Annotated in this window: 18 protein-coding genes; 5 read left to right on the forward strand and 13 right to left on the reverse strand. The window is 73.0% G+C overall.

Annotated features, from left to right (window positions below; translation table 11 throughout):
• Positions 1-56: 56 nt before the first annotated feature.
• The gene (hydA, locus tag BLT97_RS05195; RefSeq protein WP_093607424.1) at positions 57-1,448 is read right to left on the reverse strand and encodes a dihydropyrimidinase; all 1,392 of its coding nucleotides are present in this window, start codon (positions 1,446-1,448) and stop codon (positions 57-59) included.
• Between the two features lie 366 nt (positions 1,449-1,814).
• Here hydA and BLT97_RS05200 point away from each other — a divergent pair, with 366 nt between their 5' ends.
• The 3 genes from BLT97_RS05200 to BLT97_RS05210 are packed head-to-tail and all read left to right on the forward strand — an operon-like array spanning position 1,815 to position 5,685.
• Complete coding sequence (locus BLT97_RS05200; protein ID WP_245769134.1) at positions 1,815-3,407, forward strand: uracil-xanthine permease family protein; 1,593 nt, start codon at positions 1,815-1,817, stop codon at positions 3,405-3,407.
• On the forward strand, positions 3,407-4,978 hold the full coding sequence (locus BLT97_RS05205; protein ID WP_093607425.1) for an amidohydrolase family protein: 1,572 nt from the start codon (positions 3,407-3,409) through the stop codon (positions 4,976-4,978). The genes BLT97_RS05200 and BLT97_RS05205 overlap by 1 nt, the downstream gene beginning before the upstream one ends.
• Positions 4,975-5,685 (forward strand): sulfite exporter TauE/SafE family protein, encoded by a 711-nt coding sequence (locus tag BLT97_RS05210; protein ID WP_093607426.1) that lies wholly within the window; start codon positions 4,975-4,977, stop codon positions 5,683-5,685. Before BLT97_RS05205 ends, BLT97_RS05210 begins: the two co-directional genes overlap by 4 nt.
• A gap of 60 nt (positions 5,686-5,745) precedes the next feature.
• Here BLT97_RS05210 and BLT97_RS05215 read toward each other — a convergent pair whose 3' ends face one another.
• From BLT97_RS05215 to BLT97_RS05255, 9 genes are all read right to left on the reverse strand, one after another.
• The gene (locus BLT97_RS05215) at positions 5,746-6,810 is read right to left on the reverse strand and encodes a LacI family DNA-binding transcriptional regulator (RefSeq protein WP_093607427.1); all 1,065 of its coding nucleotides are present in this window, start codon (positions 6,808-6,810) and stop codon (positions 5,746-5,748) included.
• Between the two features lie 220 nt (positions 6,811-7,030).
• Entirely contained in the window at positions 7,031-8,326 is a 1,296-nt protein-coding gene (locus BLT97_RS05220; protein ID WP_093607428.1) for an aspartate aminotransferase family protein, read from the reverse strand.
• A complete protein-coding gene (locus tag BLT97_RS05225) occupies positions 8,323-9,165 on the reverse strand; it encodes a nitrilase-related carbon-nitrogen hydrolase (protein ID WP_093607429.1) in 843 nt (280 codons plus the stop codon). Before BLT97_RS05225 ends, BLT97_RS05220 begins: the two co-directional genes overlap by 4 nt.
• Before the next feature lie 205 nt (positions 9,166-9,370).
• Positions 9,371-10,729, reverse strand: coding sequence for a hypothetical protein (locus tag BLT97_RS05230; RefSeq protein ID WP_093607430.1), 1,359 nt, complete (start codon positions 10,727-10,729; stop codon positions 9,371-9,373).
• A 169-nt stretch (positions 10,730-10,898) separates the two neighbouring features.
• Entirely contained in the window at positions 10,899-11,258 is a 360-nt protein-coding gene (locus tag BLT97_RS05235) for an MmcQ/YjbR family DNA-binding protein (RefSeq protein WP_093607431.1), read from the reverse strand.
• Positions 11,259-11,350: 92 nt separating this feature from the next.
• Positions 11,351-11,749 (reverse strand): PPOX class F420-dependent oxidoreductase, encoded by a 399-nt coding sequence (locus BLT97_RS05240; RefSeq protein ID WP_093607432.1) that lies wholly within the window; start codon positions 11,747-11,749, stop codon positions 11,351-11,353.
• Entirely contained in the window at positions 11,730-12,977 is a 1,248-nt protein-coding gene (locus BLT97_RS05245; protein WP_093607433.1) for an alginate lyase family protein, read from the reverse strand. Before BLT97_RS05245 ends, BLT97_RS05240 begins: the two co-directional genes overlap by 20 nt.
• A complete protein-coding gene (locus BLT97_RS05250; RefSeq protein WP_093607434.1) occupies positions 12,974-14,209 on the reverse strand; it encodes an alginate lyase family protein in 1,236 nt (411 codons plus the stop codon). Before BLT97_RS05250 ends, BLT97_RS05245 begins: the two co-directional genes overlap by 4 nt.
• 41 nt (positions 14,210-14,250) lie before the next feature.
• Complete coding sequence (locus BLT97_RS05255) at positions 14,251-14,637, reverse strand: winged helix-turn-helix transcriptional regulator (RefSeq protein WP_093607435.1); 387 nt, start codon at positions 14,635-14,637, stop codon at positions 14,251-14,253.
• 125 nt (positions 14,638-14,762) lie between these two features.
• Here BLT97_RS05255 and BLT97_RS05260 point away from each other — a divergent pair, with 125 nt between their 5' ends.
• Positions 14,763-15,404 (forward strand): NAD(P)-dependent oxidoreductase, encoded by a 642-nt coding sequence (locus BLT97_RS05260; protein ID WP_176953647.1) that lies wholly within the window; start codon positions 14,763-14,765, stop codon positions 15,402-15,404.
• Between the two features lie 72 nt (positions 15,405-15,476).
• Here the strand turns inward: BLT97_RS05260 and BLT97_RS05265 are convergent, their stop codons facing one another.
• Both BLT97_RS05265 and BLT97_RS05270 read right to left on the reverse strand, forming a co-directional pair.
• Positions 15,477-15,947, reverse strand: a complete 471-nt coding sequence (locus tag BLT97_RS05265) for an NUDIX hydrolase (RefSeq protein WP_245769135.1) — start codon at positions 15,945-15,947, stop codon at positions 15,477-15,479.
• Complete coding sequence (locus BLT97_RS05270) at positions 15,944-16,195, reverse strand: helix-turn-helix domain-containing protein (RefSeq protein ID WP_093607436.1); 252 nt, start codon at positions 16,193-16,195, stop codon at positions 15,944-15,946. Before BLT97_RS05270 ends, BLT97_RS05265 begins: the two co-directional genes overlap by 4 nt.
• Before the next feature lie 64 nt (positions 16,196-16,259).
• On the opposite strand from BLT97_RS05270, the gene map reads away from it, so the two are divergent.
• On the forward strand, positions 16,260-17,027 hold the full coding sequence (gene map, locus BLT97_RS05275) for a type I methionyl aminopeptidase (RefSeq protein ID WP_093607437.1): 768 nt from the start codon (positions 16,260-16,262) through the stop codon (positions 17,025-17,027).
• A 24-nt stretch (positions 17,028-17,051) separates the two neighbouring features.
• On the opposite strand, the gene BLT97_RS05280 is transcribed toward map, so the two are convergent.
• Complete coding sequence (locus BLT97_RS05280; RefSeq protein WP_093607438.1) at positions 17,052-17,711, reverse strand: glycoside hydrolase family 75 protein; 660 nt, start codon at positions 17,709-17,711, stop codon at positions 17,052-17,054.
• Between the last annotated feature and the right edge of the window lie 186 nt (positions 17,712-17,897).

The following is a 17,897-nucleotide window of genomic DNA, read 5'->3' on the forward strand; positions in this document are numbered from 1 at the left end:
GGCGGGCGACACCCCGGGCGCACCCGCGACCCCGGGGCGTCGCCCGCCCGTCCTGATCAGCCGAGGTACTGGCTGGTCCCCCGCGCCAGATAGGCGCCGTGTCCGGCCCGGCCCACGAACTCCCGCTTGTCGATGACGAGTTCACCGCGCGAAAGGACCGTCTCCACCTGCCCGGTCACGCGCTTGCCCTCATACGCCGAGTAGTCCACGTTCATGTGGTGCGTCTCGGCGGACATCACCTGCTCCGCGTGCGGGTCGTAGATCACCACGTCCGCGTCCGCGCCCGGGGCGATCGTGCCCTTCTTGCCGTAGAGGCCGAACATCCGGGCCGGGGTGGCGCAGGCGATCTCGATCCAGCGGCGGCGGGTGATGCGGCCCTCGACGACCGCCTGGTGGAGGAGGTCCATGCGGTTCTCGACGCCCGGCATGCCGTTGGGGATCTTCGAGAAGTCGCCGCGGCCCAGCTCCTTCTGGCCCACGAAGCAGAACGGGCAGTGGTCGGTGGAGACCACCTGGAGGTCGTCGGTGCGCAGGCCCCGCCACAGGGCGGCCTGATGTTCCTTCGGGCGCAAGGGAGTTGAGCAGACGTACTTCGCGCCCTCGAAGTCCGGCTCGGCGAGGTTGTCCGTGGAGAGGAAGAGGTACTGCGGGCAGGTCTCGCCGAAGACCGGGAGGCCCTCGTCCCGGGCGCGGGCCAGCTCCGCGACCGCCTGCTCGGCCGAGACGTGCACGACGTAGAGCGGGGCGCCGGTCACCTGGGCCAGTTTGATGGCGCGGTGGGTCGCCTCGGCTTCGAGCAGGGCCTTGCGCACCTCCCCGTGGTAGCGGGGGTCCGTCTCGCCGCGCTGGAGGGCCTGTTCGACCAGGACGTCGATCGCGATGCCGTTCTCCGCGTGCATCATGATCATGCCGCCGTTGGCCGCGGCGCGCTGCATCGCCCGCAGGATCTGTCCGTCGTCGCTGTAGAAGACGCCGGGGTAGGCCATGAACAGCTTGAAGCTGCTGACGCCCTCCTCGACCAGGAGGTCCATCTCCTTCAGGGACCGCTCGGTGACATCCGACATGATCATGTGGAAGCCGTAGTCGATCGCGCACCGGCCGTCCGCCTTCGCGTGCCACGCGTCGAGGCCGGCGCGCAGCGACTGCCCCTTCGACTGCACGGCGAAGTCCACGATCGTGGTCGTACCGCCCCAGGCCGCCGCCTGCGTGCCCGTCTCGAACGTGTCCGAGGCGAAGGTGCCGCCGAACGGCAGCTCCATGTGCGTGTGGACGTCGACGCCGCCCGGGATCACGAACTTCTGGGCTGCGTCGATCACGCGGTCGGCCGTCCACCCGTGCGTGCCCGGCGTGCCGAGCGCGGCGATCCGGCCGCCCTCGATCAGCACGTCGGCGTGGATCTCGTCGGCAGCCGTGATGACGAGGCCACCAGTGATCAGCGTGCGGGTCATCGTTCGCACCTCCTCAACCGCGGGTGGCACACCCCGGTTCGGTCGTCGGGTCGGGTGTCGGGGTTCTTTCCAGGTCAGGTCGCCGGTGAACCCGCCGGCCCGCAGGTCGGCAGGCGTCGATCCCCCGACCCTCTCTCGCGCGCGGGCCGCTGCCAAGAGGGCCCGCCGCGCGGGACCCCTTGACGGCCCACCCACACCCTCGGATACTGACGGCCAAATCGATTTGGCCAAATCGATTTGGCTCTCCGCTCCAGGGCCGGATCGAAGTGGACATCCGAGCGTGCCGAGACTCCCGAGAGGAGCCCGAACGTGTCCCGACCACGCCAGTCCCCGCCCGGTACGGAAGCCCGGTCCAGTGCCGGAGCCATGCCCAGCGCCGAGACCCACTCCAACACCGAAGCTCTGCCCAGCGCCGAGGCCAAGCCCGGTGCGGAGGCCCGGCCCGGTACCGAGGCCCAGCCCGACGCCGAAGTGCTCCCCGGCACGGAAACTCTCTCCGGTACGGAGCAGGTCGCAGTACCCGCGCCCCGCGCCGCCGAAGTCCCCCCGCCCATGGACGCCGAGCCACCACCCGAGGCCGGGGCAGGGGCAGGGTCCGGGTCCGGAACCGAGGCCGGGGCGCAACGTCAACTCCCCCACCCCGTAGACGAATCCCGCCCCCGCGGGCGGATCCTGCTCTTCGGGATCCAGCACGTCCTCGTCATGGCGGCCACGCCCATCTCGGCCATCTTCCTGATGAGCGCCACGCTCCGGCTCGACCCCGAGCTGACGGTCGGGCTGCTCTCCGCGGCCTTCGTGCTCTCCGGCGTCGGCTCGCTCGTCCAGTCGCTCGGGCCCTGGAAGTTCGGGCCGCGGCTGCCGTTCGTGATGCTGCCGGGCGGTGCGCCGCTCATCCTCTTCCTCGCCATCGCCGAGCAGCACGGCCTGCCCACGGCCACCGGCGCGGTGGTCCTGACCGCGGTGTTCTACTTCGTCGTGCTGCCGGTGTTCTCGCGGCTCCTGGCCTTCTTCCCCGCCCTGGTGATCGGCACGATGATCGTCATCGTGGGCGTGAACCTGGTGAAGGTCGGCGCGACCCTCGTCACCGGGCGGCCCGGCGAGCCCGGCTTCGCCGACCCGGGCAACCTCGGTCTCGGCATGGCGACGATCGGCTTCACCGTCGCGTTCTATCTGCTGTTCAGCGGCATCCTGCGGCAACTCGCGGTGATGCTCGGCCTGTTGGCGGGCACCGCGCTCGCCGCCGTGCTCGGCGGCATCGACTTCGGCGCCGCCGGGGCGGACGGTCTGCTGAGCGTGCCGCAGCCGATGCCGTTCGGTTCACCGCAGTTCAACCTCGTGGCCGCGCTGCCGCTGATGCTCTACAGCCTGGCGTCCATGGCGGAGGCCACCGGCCAGACCGTGATCAACGCCGAGGCCGTGGGCAAGGAGATCGACCGGCGCACGGCCGTGCCCAAGACCATCCGCGGAGATGCGCTCACCTCGCTCGCCGGCGGCTTCTTCGGGCTGCCGCTCATGGTGACCAGCGGCGAGAACATCGGCATCGTCCGGGTCACCGGCGTCCGCAGCCGGTACGTGACCGCCGCGGCCGGTGTGGTGCTCATCGCGATCGGCTTCCTCGCCCCCGTGACCCACGCGATCAGCGTGATCCCGTCGGCGGTGGTCGGCGGCACCGCGATGGTGGTGTTCGCGGTGATCACCGTGCTCGGGGTGCAGATGCTCGGCCGTTCCGACCTCGACCGGCACACCAGCACGTTCATCTGCGCGGTCGCGCTGGCCCTCGGTCTGCTGCCGATCCTCGTCCCGGGGGTGTACGGCGGCTTCCCGCCGAACCTCCGCATCCTCCTCGAAAGCGGAGTCGCGGTCGGCGCGTTCGTCGCCGCCGTCCTCAACGTCCTCTTCCACCACGTCAGGCCCGGCGTCGTCGCCCGCCTGACCCGCCCCCGTACCGAAAGCGACTGATGAACCAGCGCACCGACGCTCCCCCGGCCGGCCCTGAGCCCGTGGACAACCTCGAACGCCCGGACCGCCCGGACCGCCCGGACGACCCGCGCCACCCCGGAACCCCCGCCGCTCCCGATCGGCTCCGTTCCCAACTCCTCGACACCACCGGCCCGTTGCTCCTCGCCCCCGACGCCGTCCTGCTGCCGGAGGGGCCGGCCGACGGGTACGGCGTGGTGGTGGACGGCGGTGTCTTCCGTGCCGTCGGTCCCCTCGCGGAGCTGCGGCGCACCCACCCCGGCCTCGCCCCGGTCCGCCTGGCCGGCCACCTCCTGATGCCGGGCTTCGTGGACGCCCACCACCACCTCACCCAGAGCTTCGGTTCCGCGCTGGCCTTCGGTGAGCCCTCGGAGATCTTCCGCCGCGTGTGGGTGCCCCTGGAGAACGCGCTCGACGAGGAATCGGCGTACGTGGCCGCCAAGTTGGCGGCGCTGGAAGCCCTGCGCGGCGGTTTCACCACGGTCGCCGACGCCGGCACGCGCGCGCCGGTCGACGTGGACGTGATCGCTTCGGCGGCCCGGGACGCGGGCCTGCGGTGCGTGCTCGGGCTCGTCTGCAACGACGCCCCCGCGGAGGACCCGGCCCGCACATCCGCCGCTCCCGTGGCCGAGGCGACTCCCGGAGGCTCCACCGTCGCCGAGCGTGCCGAGAAGCACCTCGCCCGGTACGCCGGCGACCCGCTCGTCCACCCCTCCCTCGCGATCTCCATCCCCGAGGCGGCCACCGAGCGGACTCTGCGGCACACCGCACGTCTGGCCGCCGAGGCCGGTGCCGTGGTGCAGATCCACGTGAACGAGCACCTCGCGGGCGTCGAGCGCTCCCTCGTACGCCACGGTCTGCGCCCGCTGGAACACCTGCACCGGATCGGCGCACTCGGCCCTCAACTCCTGGCCGCGCACGCCACGTTGCTCACGCCGCGCGAGCTGACCCTGCTCGCCGACACCGGGACCGCCGTCAGTTACAACCCGGTCGCCAGCGCCTGGAAGGGCAACGCGGTCGCGCCCGCCGTCGCCCTGGCCGAGCGCGGCATCCGCTTCGGGCTCGGCACCGACGGCACCCGCGGCGACGGGTTCCGGCTCGCCGACGCCGCGGAGTTCGCCCAGCGGCTCGCGTACGGACTCGCCACCGGCGACTCGTCCTGCGGCGCCGGCTGGACCTGGCTCGAACAGGCCACGCGGGGCGGCGCCGACGCCCTGGGACTCGGCGCCCGCACCGGCACGATCGCCGCGGGGCGCGCCGCCGACTTCCTGCTCGTGGACACCGAGACCCCGGAACTCGCGCTCTCCTGGGACCTGCCCTGGGAGCTGGTGCGGCGCGGCAACCGCGACCAGATCAGCGCGGTGTTCGTCGGCGGGCGGCTGCGCCTGTGGCAGGGCGCACCGGTCGGCTGGGACGGCCGCGCGTTGGTGCGCAGAGCCGGCGAACTGGCCCGCACCGTAAGGGAAAGGGCCGAGGTGAGACGCGCCCATCCCACCTCCACGACGGCCCGCGCGCGGGCCCTGACGGCACCGGGACGGAGTGCGGAGCGGTGACCGTCACAACCCTCGTGGTGCTCGCCCTCACGGTGGCCGCCGCCTCGTTCGTCCAGGGCAGCAGCGGGCTCGGCTTCGCGCTGATCGTGGCACCCGTGGCCGGGATCCTCGATCCCGGCCTGCTCCCGGTGTTCGTCCTCGCATCGATGATCCCGCTCAACGTGTACGTGGCATGGCGCGAGCGGGACGCGCTCGATCTGCGCGGGGCCGGCTGGATCACGGTGGCGCGCATCGCCGCCACTCCCGGCGGGCTGGCGCTGCTCTGGCTGATCCCCGACCGCAGTCTCGGGCTCTTCGTGGGCCTCGCGACGGTGCTCGCGGCGGTGGTGAGCCTGCTCGCTCCGGCGTTCGCGCCCGGGCGTTCCGCGTACGTGGCGGCGGGTGCGGTCACCGGCCTGACGGAGACCGCGACGGGAGTGGGCGGCCCTCCGCTGGCCCTCGTCTACCAGCACCGGCCGCCCGCCGAACTGCGCGCGACGGTCGCCCTGTGCTTCCTCGTCGGTGAACTCGCGTCCCTGCTGCTGCTGTTCGCCACCGGTGAGGGCCATGCGGCCGACCTCGGCTGGGCGCTCGCGCTGCTGCCCGCGATCGCGGTGGGCGCGTGGCTGAGCCGCCTGGTGCACCACCGCTTCGACGCACGCAGGATGCGCCTGTTCGTGCTCGTCTTCGCGCTGGTCTCGGGGGCCGTGTTGATGCTGGGCCTGTAACCGGCCGCGTGCGCGCAGGAGTTGGGAGGGCCGGTCCCGGTCGGGCGCCGGCCCTCCCCGTCAATTGCCGGGCTGCGAGGGCTTGTTCCGTACCGACGAAGCCCTGACGACCACCCGGGGCGCCGGCGCCGTGGCCGTTCGTGCGGCCTCCGCGTCGCCGCGCAGGCGGGCGAGCAGCAGTTCCACGGCATCCGCCGCCGCCCGGTCCAGGTGCAGGTCCACGGCGGTCAGCGGCGGTTCGCAGGTGCGGGCGCGCAGCCCGTCGTAGCGCGTGACGACCAGGACGTCGTCCGGGACGGCGCGTCCGCTGTCCTTGATCGCCCGGACCGCGCCGACGGCGAACACGTCCACCAGGGCGCAGACCGCGTCGATGCCGGGGTGTTCGGCGAGCAGCTGCGCGCAGGCCGCGTAACCGGCCTCCTCGCCGCCCGCCTCGGGCGCCGTACGGACGAGCGGCGTCCACCCCTCTGCCGCGGCGGTGCGTTCGTAGGCCTCCCGCGCGTCCACCGACGAGTGCCGCGCGCCGGAGCCGATGATCAGCGCGGGCTGCCGCGCGCTCTGCTCCTTCAGGTGGGACAGGAGCAGGTCCGTGACGAGGGCGCCGCGCAGGTCCACGTAAGGCGCGTCCTCCTCCGGCGCCACGGGACGGCCGAGCGTGACGTACGGCAGGCCGCGCTCCTTGAGCCGGGCCGTGGCCGCGTCGTCCACGTCGGGCTCGACGACGATGGCGCCGTCGATGTCCACGGAGTACAGCGCCGATCCGGACGCCTCCACCGGGGGCACGAGCACGAGGGCGTAGTCGTGGGCGAGGGCGCTCTCGGCGGCAGCGGCGGCCACCTCCATGTAGAAGCCGAGCCGCGACGGTCCGCCGGCCACGGAGAAGGGCATCGACGAGGCCAGCGCGATGGCCTTGGCCTGCCCCCGACGCAGGCGCTGCGCACGCAGGTTCGGCCGGTAGCCGAGGTCGGCGGCGACCTGCTTGATGCGCTCCCTGGTACGGGGGTCCACCTTGCCGAGCCCGTTCAGCGCGTGCGAGACCGTCGTACGCGACACTCCGGCGACCCGGGCGACATCGGCGATCGTCGGCGGCCGCGTACCGGACGTACCGGAACCGGAAGGTGACATCTGGGCGCGGACTCCTCGCGTGCGGACGGCGGACGACGACCCTATCCTCGCCCACCGGACACAGGCGATCCCCATCGACCGGGCAGCCGCCGCCTCATCGGCCGGGCCCGGCGCCCGGAGCACCACGCGGCACTCCACGCCCCGGGCCCGCCCGCAGCTACAGCTACAGCTACAGCTACAGCTACAGCTACAGCTACAGCTACAGCTACAGCCACGCGTCTCACACCTCGCGCAGCGCCCGCTCCAGAATCGCCGCGCCCTCTTCCGCCTCCGCCACGGTCAGGCTGAGCGGGGGCGCGATGCGCAGGGCGCTCGTGCTGTGGCCGCCGCCCTTGCCGATCAGGAGGCCGCCGGCGCGTGCGGCCTCCAGGACCGCCGTGGCGCGCTGCGGCGACGGCTCGTCCGTGCCCGGTTCGCACAGCTCGATGCCGAGCATCAGACCCCGGCCGCGGACCTCCCGTACGGCGGGGACCGAGGCGCAGGCCGCGCGCAGGCGCTCCAGGAGGAGGCCGCCCACGCGGCGGGCGTTGCCCTGGAGGTCGTGTTCCAGGAGGTACGAGAGGTTCGCCAGGCCCGCCGCCATGGTGACCGGAGAACCGCCGAAGGTGGAGATGGAGTTGGCGTCCAGGCAGTTCATGACCTCGGCGCGGGCGACGACCCCGCCGATCGACATGCCGTTGCCGATGCCCTTGGCGAAGGTCAGCATGTCCGGCGGCCCGGACTGCGCGTGCGCCTGCCAGCCCCAGAAGTGGTCGCCGGTGCGGCCCCAGCCGGTCTGCACCTCGTCCGAGATCCACAACACCCCGCGCGCGGCGAGGACTTCGCGGAAGGCGGCGTAGAGGCCGTCGGGAGGCGAGGTGAAGCCGCCGACGCCCTGGATCGGCTCGGCGATCAGGGCGGCAGGGGTACGGCCGTGGCCGAGGAGGTCCTCCAGGTCGGCCACGCACGCGGCGATGAACTCGGCATCGCTCAGCGAGGCGTACGGGCCCCGGGTGCGGACGCCGCCGTGCACGTACAGCGTCTGGAGCGGGGACAGCGACGTGGGCGACCACGCGCGGTTGCCCGTGATGCCGACCGCCGAGAACGAGCGGCCGTGGTAGCTGTTGCGCATCGCGAGCAGGGTGTTCGAGCCGCGGTAGGCCGTCGCGAGCAGCAGCGCCGTGTCGTTGGCCTCGGTGCCCGAGCTGGTGAAGAACACGCGGGCGTCGGGGATGCCGGACAACGCGGCGATGCGCTCGGCGAGTTCGACCATCGGGCGGTCGAGGTAGAGCGTGGACGAATGGATGATCCGGCCCGCCTGCTCACTGATCGCCTTGGTCACCTCGGGCAGCGCATGCGCGGTCATCGTGGTGAGGATGCCGCCGAAGAAGTCCAGGTACTTGGTGCCGTCGGCGTCCCAGACGTGGCGGCCCTCGCCGTGCGTCAGCTCGATCGGGTCCTCGTAGTAGAGGGCGAGCCAGTCGGGCAGCACCTTGCGGTGCCGTTCGTACAGCTCCGCGGATGACGTCGACGTCACGGCTGCACCAGCCCTTCGTACGCGTCGGGACGGCGGTCGCGGTAGAACGCCCACTGGTTGCGCACTTCCTCGATCAGGCCGAAGTCCAGGTCCCTGACCACCAGTTCCTCGGTCTTGTCGCTCGCGGTCTCGCCGACGAACTGGCCGCGCGGGTCCACGAAGTACGAGGTCCCGTAGAAGTCGTTGTCGCCGTACTCCTCCTGGCCGACCCGGTTGATGGCCGCGATGAAGTACTCGTTGGCGACCGCGGCGGCGGGCTGCTCCAGCTGCCAGAGGTACGCGGACAGACCGCGCGAGGTGGCGGAGGGGTTGTAGACCAACTGGGCACCGTTCAGGCCGAGTTGCCGCCAGCCCTCGGGGAAGTGCCGGTCGTAGCAGATGTACACGCCGACCTTGCCGACCGCGGTGTCGAACACCGGCCAGCCCAGGTTCCCGGGCTTGAAGTAGTACTTCTCCCAGAAGCCCTTGACCTGCGGGATGTGGTGCTTGCGGTACTTGCCGAGATACGTGCCGTCCGCGTCGATCACGGCCGCGGTGTTGTAGTAGAAGCCGGCCTGCTCGACTTCGAAGACCGGGACGACGATCACCATGCCGGTCTCGCGGGCGAGTGCCTGCATCCGGACCACCGTGGGCCCGTCCGGCACCGGCTCGGCCCAGCGGTAGTGCTCCGGCTCCTGCACCTGGCAGAAGTACGGCGCGTTGAACACCTCCTGGAAGCCGATCACCTGCGCACCCTGGCGCGCGGCCTCCCGGGCGTGCTCCTCATGCTTGGCGATCATGGATTCGGTGTCGCCTGTCCAGGTCGCCTGGACCAGTGCGGCGCGTACGACGGTGGCCATGAGCTGCTCCTTCGACGAGACGCTCGCTGTCGACCTCTCGACCCCGCCGGGCTCTACGCCCGTAGACGACGGAGGTGGAGCCATGAACGTACGACCAGTCCAGGTGCGGGGCAAGACCGCCTGCCGCAAGCCCGCGCCACCGGCGGCTTTTCCTACTCGTACGGGTGAGGGACGCTCCCGGCGCGCGGGCACCGGGAGAGGCGGGCTAGACCCCGAATCCCGCCACCCGCAGCGCGTGCGCCAGGTCGCGCCGGCAGTCCCCCGAGACCGACTCGGCGGCCTTGAGCAGCGGCGGGATCAGACGGTCCGGGTCGGCGGTGACGATGCGCGCGGCCTCCTCCGGCGTACGGACGCGCAGGAACGCCTCGAGCAGCACCTCGGCCTGCACCCTGCGCCCGGCGTCGGCCATCACGAGCGCGGCCTCGCCGATCTCGGACGCGGGCCGGCCCACGCCCTGGCGCAGCAGACGCTTCGCGTCGTCGTGGCGGCCGGCGGTGCCGAGCGCCTCGGCGACGGCGACGAGGTCGGCGGGCGGCAGCGAGGCCGCCTCCCACAGGAGCGTGGCCCAGTCGGCGCCGAGCCCGGCGCGCTGCAACTCCTCGGCGAGCAGCGGCAGTTGCCCGGGCGGCCGGCGGGCCGCCTCGCACAGCAGCACATGGGCCTCGCCGGTGCGGCCCGCGCCGCGCAGCGCGATCAGCTGGGCGACGGTGGCGGCGGTGGCGCGGGCCGCGGCGCCGGGTGCGCTCCCGGGCGGCGCCGCGGGTGCGGCCTGCTCGGACATGCGGCCGTGGCGGGCGCCGCGGGGCGGGGTCTGCTCGGCGATCTGGCCGTAGCGGGCGCCGCGCGGCGGGGTCTGCGCCGCGGTCGGCGGGACGGAACCGGCGGTGTCCGCCCCGGGCGCGTACCGGGCGCCTCTGCGCGCGAACCGGCGCGGGTGCGGGGCGCCCCGGCTGCTCCGCTCCTCCTCGGCGGGTGCCGCATCCGGCTGCCGGGGTGCGAAGAAGTGGTCCGTGTCGGGCGGCATGACGCGGGGCTCGTGGCGCGGCTGTCCGTGCCGCGGCGGTGCCTGGATCCGCTGCAACCGCCCCTGGAGTTCCGCCACGCGCGCGCTCGCCCGCTCGTGGTCGTCCTGCGCCCACGCGAGGTCGAGCCGCAGCCGGTCGGCGTCGAAGGGGGAGGCGGTCTGGAGCAACTCCCCTATCTCGCCCTGCCGTTCGGCCGCGTACCGCTGTTCCTTGAGCATCAGCTCGAGCCGCTCGCCGAGCCGTTCGCGCGCGCCGGGGCGGGTGTCGACATGGCGGAGCAGGCGCTGGTGCAGGGCGCGGGCGTGGGCCATCTCCTGGGCGGCCCGGTCCCGGCCGTGGGCTGCCGCGAGATCGTTGAGCAGCGCCTCGACCACGTCCCAGGGCGGGGCCTCGCGTCCTTGCAGGCAGGCGCGCATCCCGTCGGGGTCGCGGCGGAGGAACACGCCGCACCACCCACCGTCCTGGTCGATGCGTCCGACCAGGCCTCGCAGATACTCCGCGAACTCCCGCACAGGGTCCGCGTGTTGCCCCGCCGTCATGTGTCCCCCACCAGACTGGACCCTTCCGGTCCATGTGTGTCCGGCAGCATTCCACACCTCGCGCGTTACGGGGCGGCTACGCGGAGTTTTCGTAGGTGCGCATAAGAGCCGAGGAAAAGGTGGCACCGCGGGGTCTGCCGGGCAGAGTGACAAACCGCCCCGTTCCCTCTCACATGGACCCGGTCTCCGGATGTTCCGCCACCAGCCTCTTGGGCGCCGCCTGCCGCCACGAGTCGGCGAGGATCGCGGCGAGCTCCTGCTCGTCGTCCAGCGCGCCGAGCCGCACCCGCAGCCAGGGGTAGCGGTCGTCGTGGCCCTCGCGCAGGAAGAACTTCTCCGGTTCCGCGGCGATCAGTTCGGCCCGGTCCTCCTGCGGGCACTTCACGCCGAGCACCGTGTCGGAGTCGTCGAGCGAGGCGAACACCTTGCCGCCCTCGACCCGGAACGTGGGCAGTCCCCACGCGAGCTTCTCGAAGGCGCCCGGCAGGGCGAGCGCGATCCGGCGTGCGTCGTCGGAGTTCAGGGGCATCACGGCCTCCGGGCGGTCCGGGGCACGAGGGCCCCGGGTGTGCGGGCGCCTCGCGGCCCGGGTGTCGGGCCGGCGCAGTCGCCCTTGTGGTCTCAGGTCTGCGACAGGCTCACCGCGATGCCCGTGTGCGGCCGCTTGCCGAGCCGCGCGAGCATCGCCGGGTAATCCACCATCCAGTACTGCCACTTGTACTTGCGCGAGAGCAGCCGCCGCACCTTCGGCATCTCGCTCTCGTCCAGGAGCGTCGCGGTGCCTTCCGCGCTGACGGCCCCGTCGGCGACGCGGCCGCGAAGGTCGCAGGCGGTCACGACGACCCGCTTGTCGTGGCGCAGCCGCTTCACCTTCCACGTGTCGGTCTTCGTCCATACGTAGAGGAGCGCGCCGTCGCTGACCACCCAGACCGGTGTGGAGACGGGGGTGCCGTTCTTCCGGTACGTGGTGAGGGAGATGTAGCGGGAGCGGCCGAGGGCCTCAAGGGCATCGCTGGTCATGACAGCCGACCCTATCCGTGCCGGTGCAGCCGCCGAAGGCCCTGCCGTGCGTCAGGGTCTCCCAGGCCACGAAGAGGTCGTCGGTGCCGGCCGGCCGCATGCGCTGCGCCAGCTTCTGTCCGTACGGCAGCGCGAGGCCGAGCCGTCCGCTCAGGTGGTGCAGGACCACCTCGAGGTCGGGCCCCATGGTCAGCCGCGGCCTGCCGCCGCAGAGCGACGTCGGCATGGGCGCGCCCAGCTGGTGGCGGGCGTGGAACTCGACGGTGGCGCGCAGCCGTTCGCGTACGGGCCCGTACAGGTCGACCCCTTGGAGGTGGGCGGTCTCGGCGGCGTGCGCGGTGGCGGCGAGGGCGTAGCCGACGTGCTCGAAGTTGCGGCAGGACTCCTGGGCGAGCCCGTCCACGAAGGTCCGCTGGCCGAACCAGAACTCCCGGATCTCCTCGGGCGTATCGGCCTTGCCGCCGGGCGGCGCGAGGGGCACCTCGCCGTCGCTGCGCAGATAGAAGTACGCGGGGACGCGGGCCTTGAAGCGGCGTACCGCTTCCTCGAACACGCGGCGGTCGTCGAGGAAGACGCCGATGGCCAGTGCGGCGTCGGTCATCGTGAGGTCCCAGTTGCCGTTGTAGTCGGCGACCTCCTCCGCGTACTCGCCGAGGTAGGCGTGGCGCAGCATGCGGCCGAAGCGCGCCGCGTCCGCGACCGGCCAGCCCTCGTAGGTGTGGCGCACGAGTTCGGCGGCGCGCGCCCAGGTCGAGCCCGCCCAGGCGGCCTGCAGCGCGGAGTTGCCCTCGGTGTGGTCGGTGAGCACCTGCGACCAGGCGTCCATGATCCGCACGGCGCGGCGGGCGTGGGCGGGGTCGCGGGTGACCGTGTAGAGCAGCGCCTGGGTGTAGGCGGCGATGGCGTCCTCGCGCTCGGCCGTGCAGGCGGGCGGCTTCTTGTACGGCGGGCAGGCGACGACCTTGTGCGGGTGCGGCCGGTAGTCCGCGGCCGCGTACCGGCTCTCCTTCATGCGGCGGTACGCGGAGGCCTGCGGCTCGCGGCCCTGGGCCACCGCGCGCCGCAGCGTGTCGATCCCGTCGAGGTCGAGCAGCACGCCGGGGTGCCGGAAGCCGGAGCGGATGTCGTCGGGCGGCGGGGGCGGGGGTGCGGCGGCCCCGAGCAGGGCGGCGGTCAGGAGCGACAGCACGACAACCCGTCCCGTACGAATCCGCAGCGAACGCCTCATGCCACCGGCTCCCTCGTCCGCGGCGGCTCCCCGCCATGGGTGAGCGTCTCCCAGGCCACGAACAGGTTGTCGGTCCCGGCCGGCCGCAGCTCGCCGGCCAGCCGCCGCGCGTGCGGCAGGCGCAGGCCCAGGCGGTTCTGCAGGTGGTTGAGCGCGATCTCCGCGTCGGGCCCCATGGTGAGCGTGAGCTGCCCGCCGCACAGCCACTCCGGCCCCGCCTCCGCCTCGCTCACCTGGTACCGGGCGTGCAACTCCAGGGCGGCGCGCAGCCGTTCGGCCACGTCCTCGTAGAGGTCGATGCCCTGGACTCGCGCGGTCTCGGCGACGTGCGCGGTGGCGGCGATCGCGTATCCGACGTGCTCGAAGTTGCGGCAGGTCTCCTGCGCGAGGCCGTCCACGAACCGCTCCTGGCCGAACCAGTAGCGGGTCAACTCCGCGCGGGATTCGACGAGTCCGCCCGGCGGGCTCTTCGGGTGCGGTCCGTCGGAGCGCAGATAGAAGTACGCGGGCACGCGCTGCCGTACCCGCTCGACGGCCCGCGCCAGGACCGCACGGTCGTCGAGGAACACCCCGATGCCCGCCGCCGCGTCGGCCATCACCAGGTCCCAGTTGCCATTGCGCCCGAGCGAACCGCCCGCCACCTGCTGCAGATACACCTCGCGCAGCATCCGGTCGAAGCGCGCGACGTTCTCCGGGGGCCAGCCCTTGTACACGTACCGCATGATCTCGCCGGCCCGCGCCCACATCGATCCCGCCCAGGCGGACTGCAGACCGGAGTTGCCCCCGCTGTGGCTGCGCAGCGTGCCGGACCACAGGTCCATGATCTCCAGCGCTTTGCGGGCATGGTCCGCCCGGCGCGTGACCACCCACATCAACGCGTGTGTGTACGCGGCGATCGCGTCCTCGCGCTCCTGCACACAGCCCTTGCCGGGGCGGTCGCCCGGCGGGCAGACGACCTCGGTCTGCGGCTGCACGAAGTACCAGAGCGAGGCGTAGCGGCTGGCCCGCATCGCGTCGAAGGCCGAGGCGTACGGCTCGTCGCCGGCCCGCACCCGGGCCCGTACGAAATCGAGCCGCGCCCGGTCGAGCACCGCACCGGGATGCTGGAGCGGGCGGGGCGCGGGGGCGGGGCGCGGCAGCGGAACGGTACGCGGCGCGGGGGCGGTGGAGACGAGGAGGGGCAGCAGCACCGCGGCGAGCACGGCACGCACGAGAGCCGAGGGACGAACCATACGGGCAGCCTGGCCCCGCCCGGTCCCGCGCGCAGGATCTGTTACTCCCCCTGCGCCCCGCCCCTGCTCGGCCGCTCGCCCGCCCCGGCGAGCAGGTCCTCGCGGTGGGCGCGGGTCAATGCGCACAGGTGGTCGAGGGGAGCCATCAGGGAGCGGCCGAGCTCCGTGAGCGCGTACTCGACCCGCGGCGGGTTCTCGTCGTACGCGGTCCTGCTCACCCAGCCGTCGCGCTCCATCGCCCGCAGGGTCTCGGTGAGCACCTTGGGGCTGACCCTGTGCAGGGGCACCTTGAGCTCGGTGAAGCGGCGCGGTCCCGCTTCGAGGCAGCGCAGGACCATGCCGCTCCACTTGTCGCCGACGCGGAACGGCATCCGGTGCCCGCAGTCGGCCTCGAACATGTCCGCGCGCAGCGGTTCGATCCGGCTCATGGGTGAAGGGTACGGCGGCGGCTCCGGGGCTTCTCGAAGCGTCCTGGCCCCGGTTCCCTTGAAGTAACCGGACCTCCCCGTCCTACGGTCCAGCCCTCAGCACACCTACGGACCAGGGAGTCCCCATGAGCAAGATCGTGATCTTCGGTGCCGGCGGCCGGGTCGGCGGTGCGGCGGTCGCGGAGGCGGTGCGGCGCGGGCACACGGTGACGGCCGTGGTGCGCGACCCGGCGAAGTACCCGCATCTCGGCGCGGATCAGGTCACCGTCGTACGCGGCGATGTCACCGACGCCTCGGTGGTGACCGCGGTCGCGGCGGGGCACGACGCGGCGCTGAACGCGTCGGCGCGGCTCGATGTCCCGTCCGAGGAGCACTTCACCGCGGCGGCCCGCGCGCTGGTCACCGGCCTCGGCGAGGCGGGGGTGCGCCGGCTGCTCGTCCTCGGGATCGCGACGACCCTCGAAACCGCGCCGGGTGTACGGGTGATGGACGATCCGGCGTTCCCCGCGGAATACCGGGCCTTCTCACAGGGGCATGTCGCCGAGTTCGAGCTGCTCGGTGAACGCGCGGGCGGGCTCGACTGGTTGATGGTGGTGCCGCCGATGGACCTCGCCGCGGACGCCCCGGCCACGGGTGCGTACCGAACGGCCGTGGGCACGGTGGTCGAGGGGGCGGGCCGGATCTCGCACGCCGACCTGGCCGTGGCCCTGCTGGACGAGATCGAGCGCCCCGCCCACCACGGGGTGCAGCTGGCGGTGTCGGCCTGAGCGGCCACCGATCCCCGGCCGCCCGGAACGGGCCCCGGGCAAGCCCTGGCGCACCCCGGCCCGTAGCGGCCCTCAGCCCACGTTCGGCACGAACCCGAGGTGGACCGGATGCTGCTCCGAGGCGAGCACGGCCGCCAACTGCGGGGGCCAGAGCGCCTCTTGGGTGCTCGCGAGCTCGGCCGGCGTCCACCAGCGCGCGCCCAGGATGCCGTCCGCGGCGTGCGCCTCCGCCACCTCGGGGCCAGGGGCGCGCCGCGGCCCGTGGGCGCCATAGATGTGCTCGTGCTGGCGTACGGGGATCCCGGCGCGCGTGAAGTCGTGCTCCCAGGTGCACAGCAGCCCGCCGAGCGCGAGGTCGCGCCAGCCGGTCTCCTCGTGCAGCTCGCGCAGCGCTCCGGCCCGGGGCGTCTCGCCCTCGTCCAGTCCGCCGCCGGGCATCGCCCAGTGCGGGCCGACCTCTTCGTTTTCGTAACGGAGCAGGAAGAGCGAGCCGTCGGGGGCGAGCACCGCGACGCGGGCCGCCCTGCGCGGCGTACGGATCACGCGGGCAGTGGTGTGCAGCGGGCCAGGACCTCGTCGAGGGAGAGGCCGAGCGCGGAGGCGAGCGCGGCGACGGTGAAGAACGCCGGGGTCGGCGCGCGGCCGGTCTCGATCTTGCGGAGGGTCTCGGCGGACAGGCCGGCGACCGCGGCCACCTCGTTCATGCTGCGGGAGCCGCGGGCCTCGCGCAGGAGCCGGCCGAGCCGCTCGCCGCGCTCGCGCTCTTCGGGGGTGAGAGGGGTGCGCACCATGCCGTTATTCTAATACCGACCGGACCGTTATTGTTATACCGCATCGACCGGTATAGTAATTGGCATGGTTGAGATCAAGACGGATCAGTCGCTCGAAGCCATGCGCGCCACGGGGCGCGTGGTGGCGCAAGGACTCACGGCGGTACGGGAGCAGGCCCGCGTGGGCAGCAGCCTGCGCGAACTGGACGAGGTGGCGCACGAGGTGCTGCGCGCGGCGGGCGCGTCCTCGCCCTTCCTGCACTACAAGCCCGCCTTCGCCCCCACCCCCTTCCCCGCGGTGATCTGCGCTTCGGTGAACGACGCGATCGTGCACGGCATCCCCGACGGCTACCGGCTGCGCGACGGCGACCTCGTCTCCATCGACTTCGGCGCCGAGCTGGACGGCTGGGCGGGCGGCTCGGCGATCAGCTTCACGGTCGGCACCCCGCGCCCGGCGGACACGAAGCTGATCGACACCGCGTTCGCCGCCCTGGAGGCGGGCATCGCGGCCGCCACGGTCGGCAACCGCATCGGCGACATCGCCCACGCGATCGGCACGGTCGGCCGGGCCGCCGGCTACGGGATCCCCGAGGGCTTCGGCGGACACGGCATCGGCCGCCAGATGCACGAGGACCCGTCCGTGCCGAACGAGGGCCGCCCCGGGCGCGGCATGATCCTCAAGCACGGCATGGTGCTCGCGATCGAGCCGATGCTGATCGGCGGCGGCACGGACCGCTACTACGAGGACCGCGACGGCTGGACCCTGCGCACCGTGGACGGCAGCCGCGCCGCGCACGCCGAGCACACGGTGGCGATCACGGACGACGGCCCGCGCATCCTCACACAGCTCTGACCCCTGCTCCGGCCCCGAGCCCGGTCAGCCGCCGTTCACGAACTGCCGCGCCAGCGCCTGCCCGAGCCGCACCGCCTCACGGTGGCTCTCGATGGGCCGCACGCGCGAGTCGCGGAAGAAGATGTACGTGGCTCCGCCGTCGGCGCCCCCGTGCACCGGATGCGGGTCGATGCCGAGGGCGCGGGCCGTGGCGTACGAAGCCTCGCCGATGAGGTCGGTCGGACCCGTGTCGCCCACGACCGCGTACTGCACCTTGCCGCGGTAGATCACGGCGACGACTCCCCCGCCGTGCACGCCCCACTTGCGGTGGTCCCAGGCCTTGCTCGCGCCGGGCACGACCACGTACGGCAGCGCGGCGGAGTCGAGTTGGCGGCCGGCCGAGTCCTGGAAGGCGGTGGTGGGCTGGAAGTACGGGTCGGTCTTCTTGCTGCAGGCCCGGCTCGGGCGGCCGTCGCAGTCGATGTCGAGGTCGGCCTTCCAGAACACGACGCCCTTGCCGCCGCACACCGGGATGTCCGCCCGTGCCCCGGCGTCCGTACGGAAGCGTCCCGCGGAGACGGGACGGCAGTCGCGCACCTTCGACAGGAGCGCGTCCGCCGCCACCGACCCTTCCTGCGCGCTCGCCGGCGGGAGCGCCGCGGCCAGGAGCACCGGGGCGAGTACGGCGGGAAGGACTGCACGCAAGGGACCACTCCTCGGACGCGGGCGGGACGGGCCGGCTCGGTACGCCGCAGGGGCCGGCGCACACCCGGCCCACCTTCACCGACGCCCGTCCGCCTCGCACCTTTTGCTGCCCCGGTCCGCACCTGCCGCCTGCCCGGATCATCCCTTTCACCTCCCCGTCGGCCCCGTGTCCCGACGTGTCGCACC

The sequence above is a fragment of the Streptomyces indicus genome, assembly GCF_900100315.1.
Classification (GTDB): Bacteria; Actinomycetota; Actinomycetes; order Streptomycetales; family Streptomycetaceae; genus Streptomyces; species Streptomyces indicus.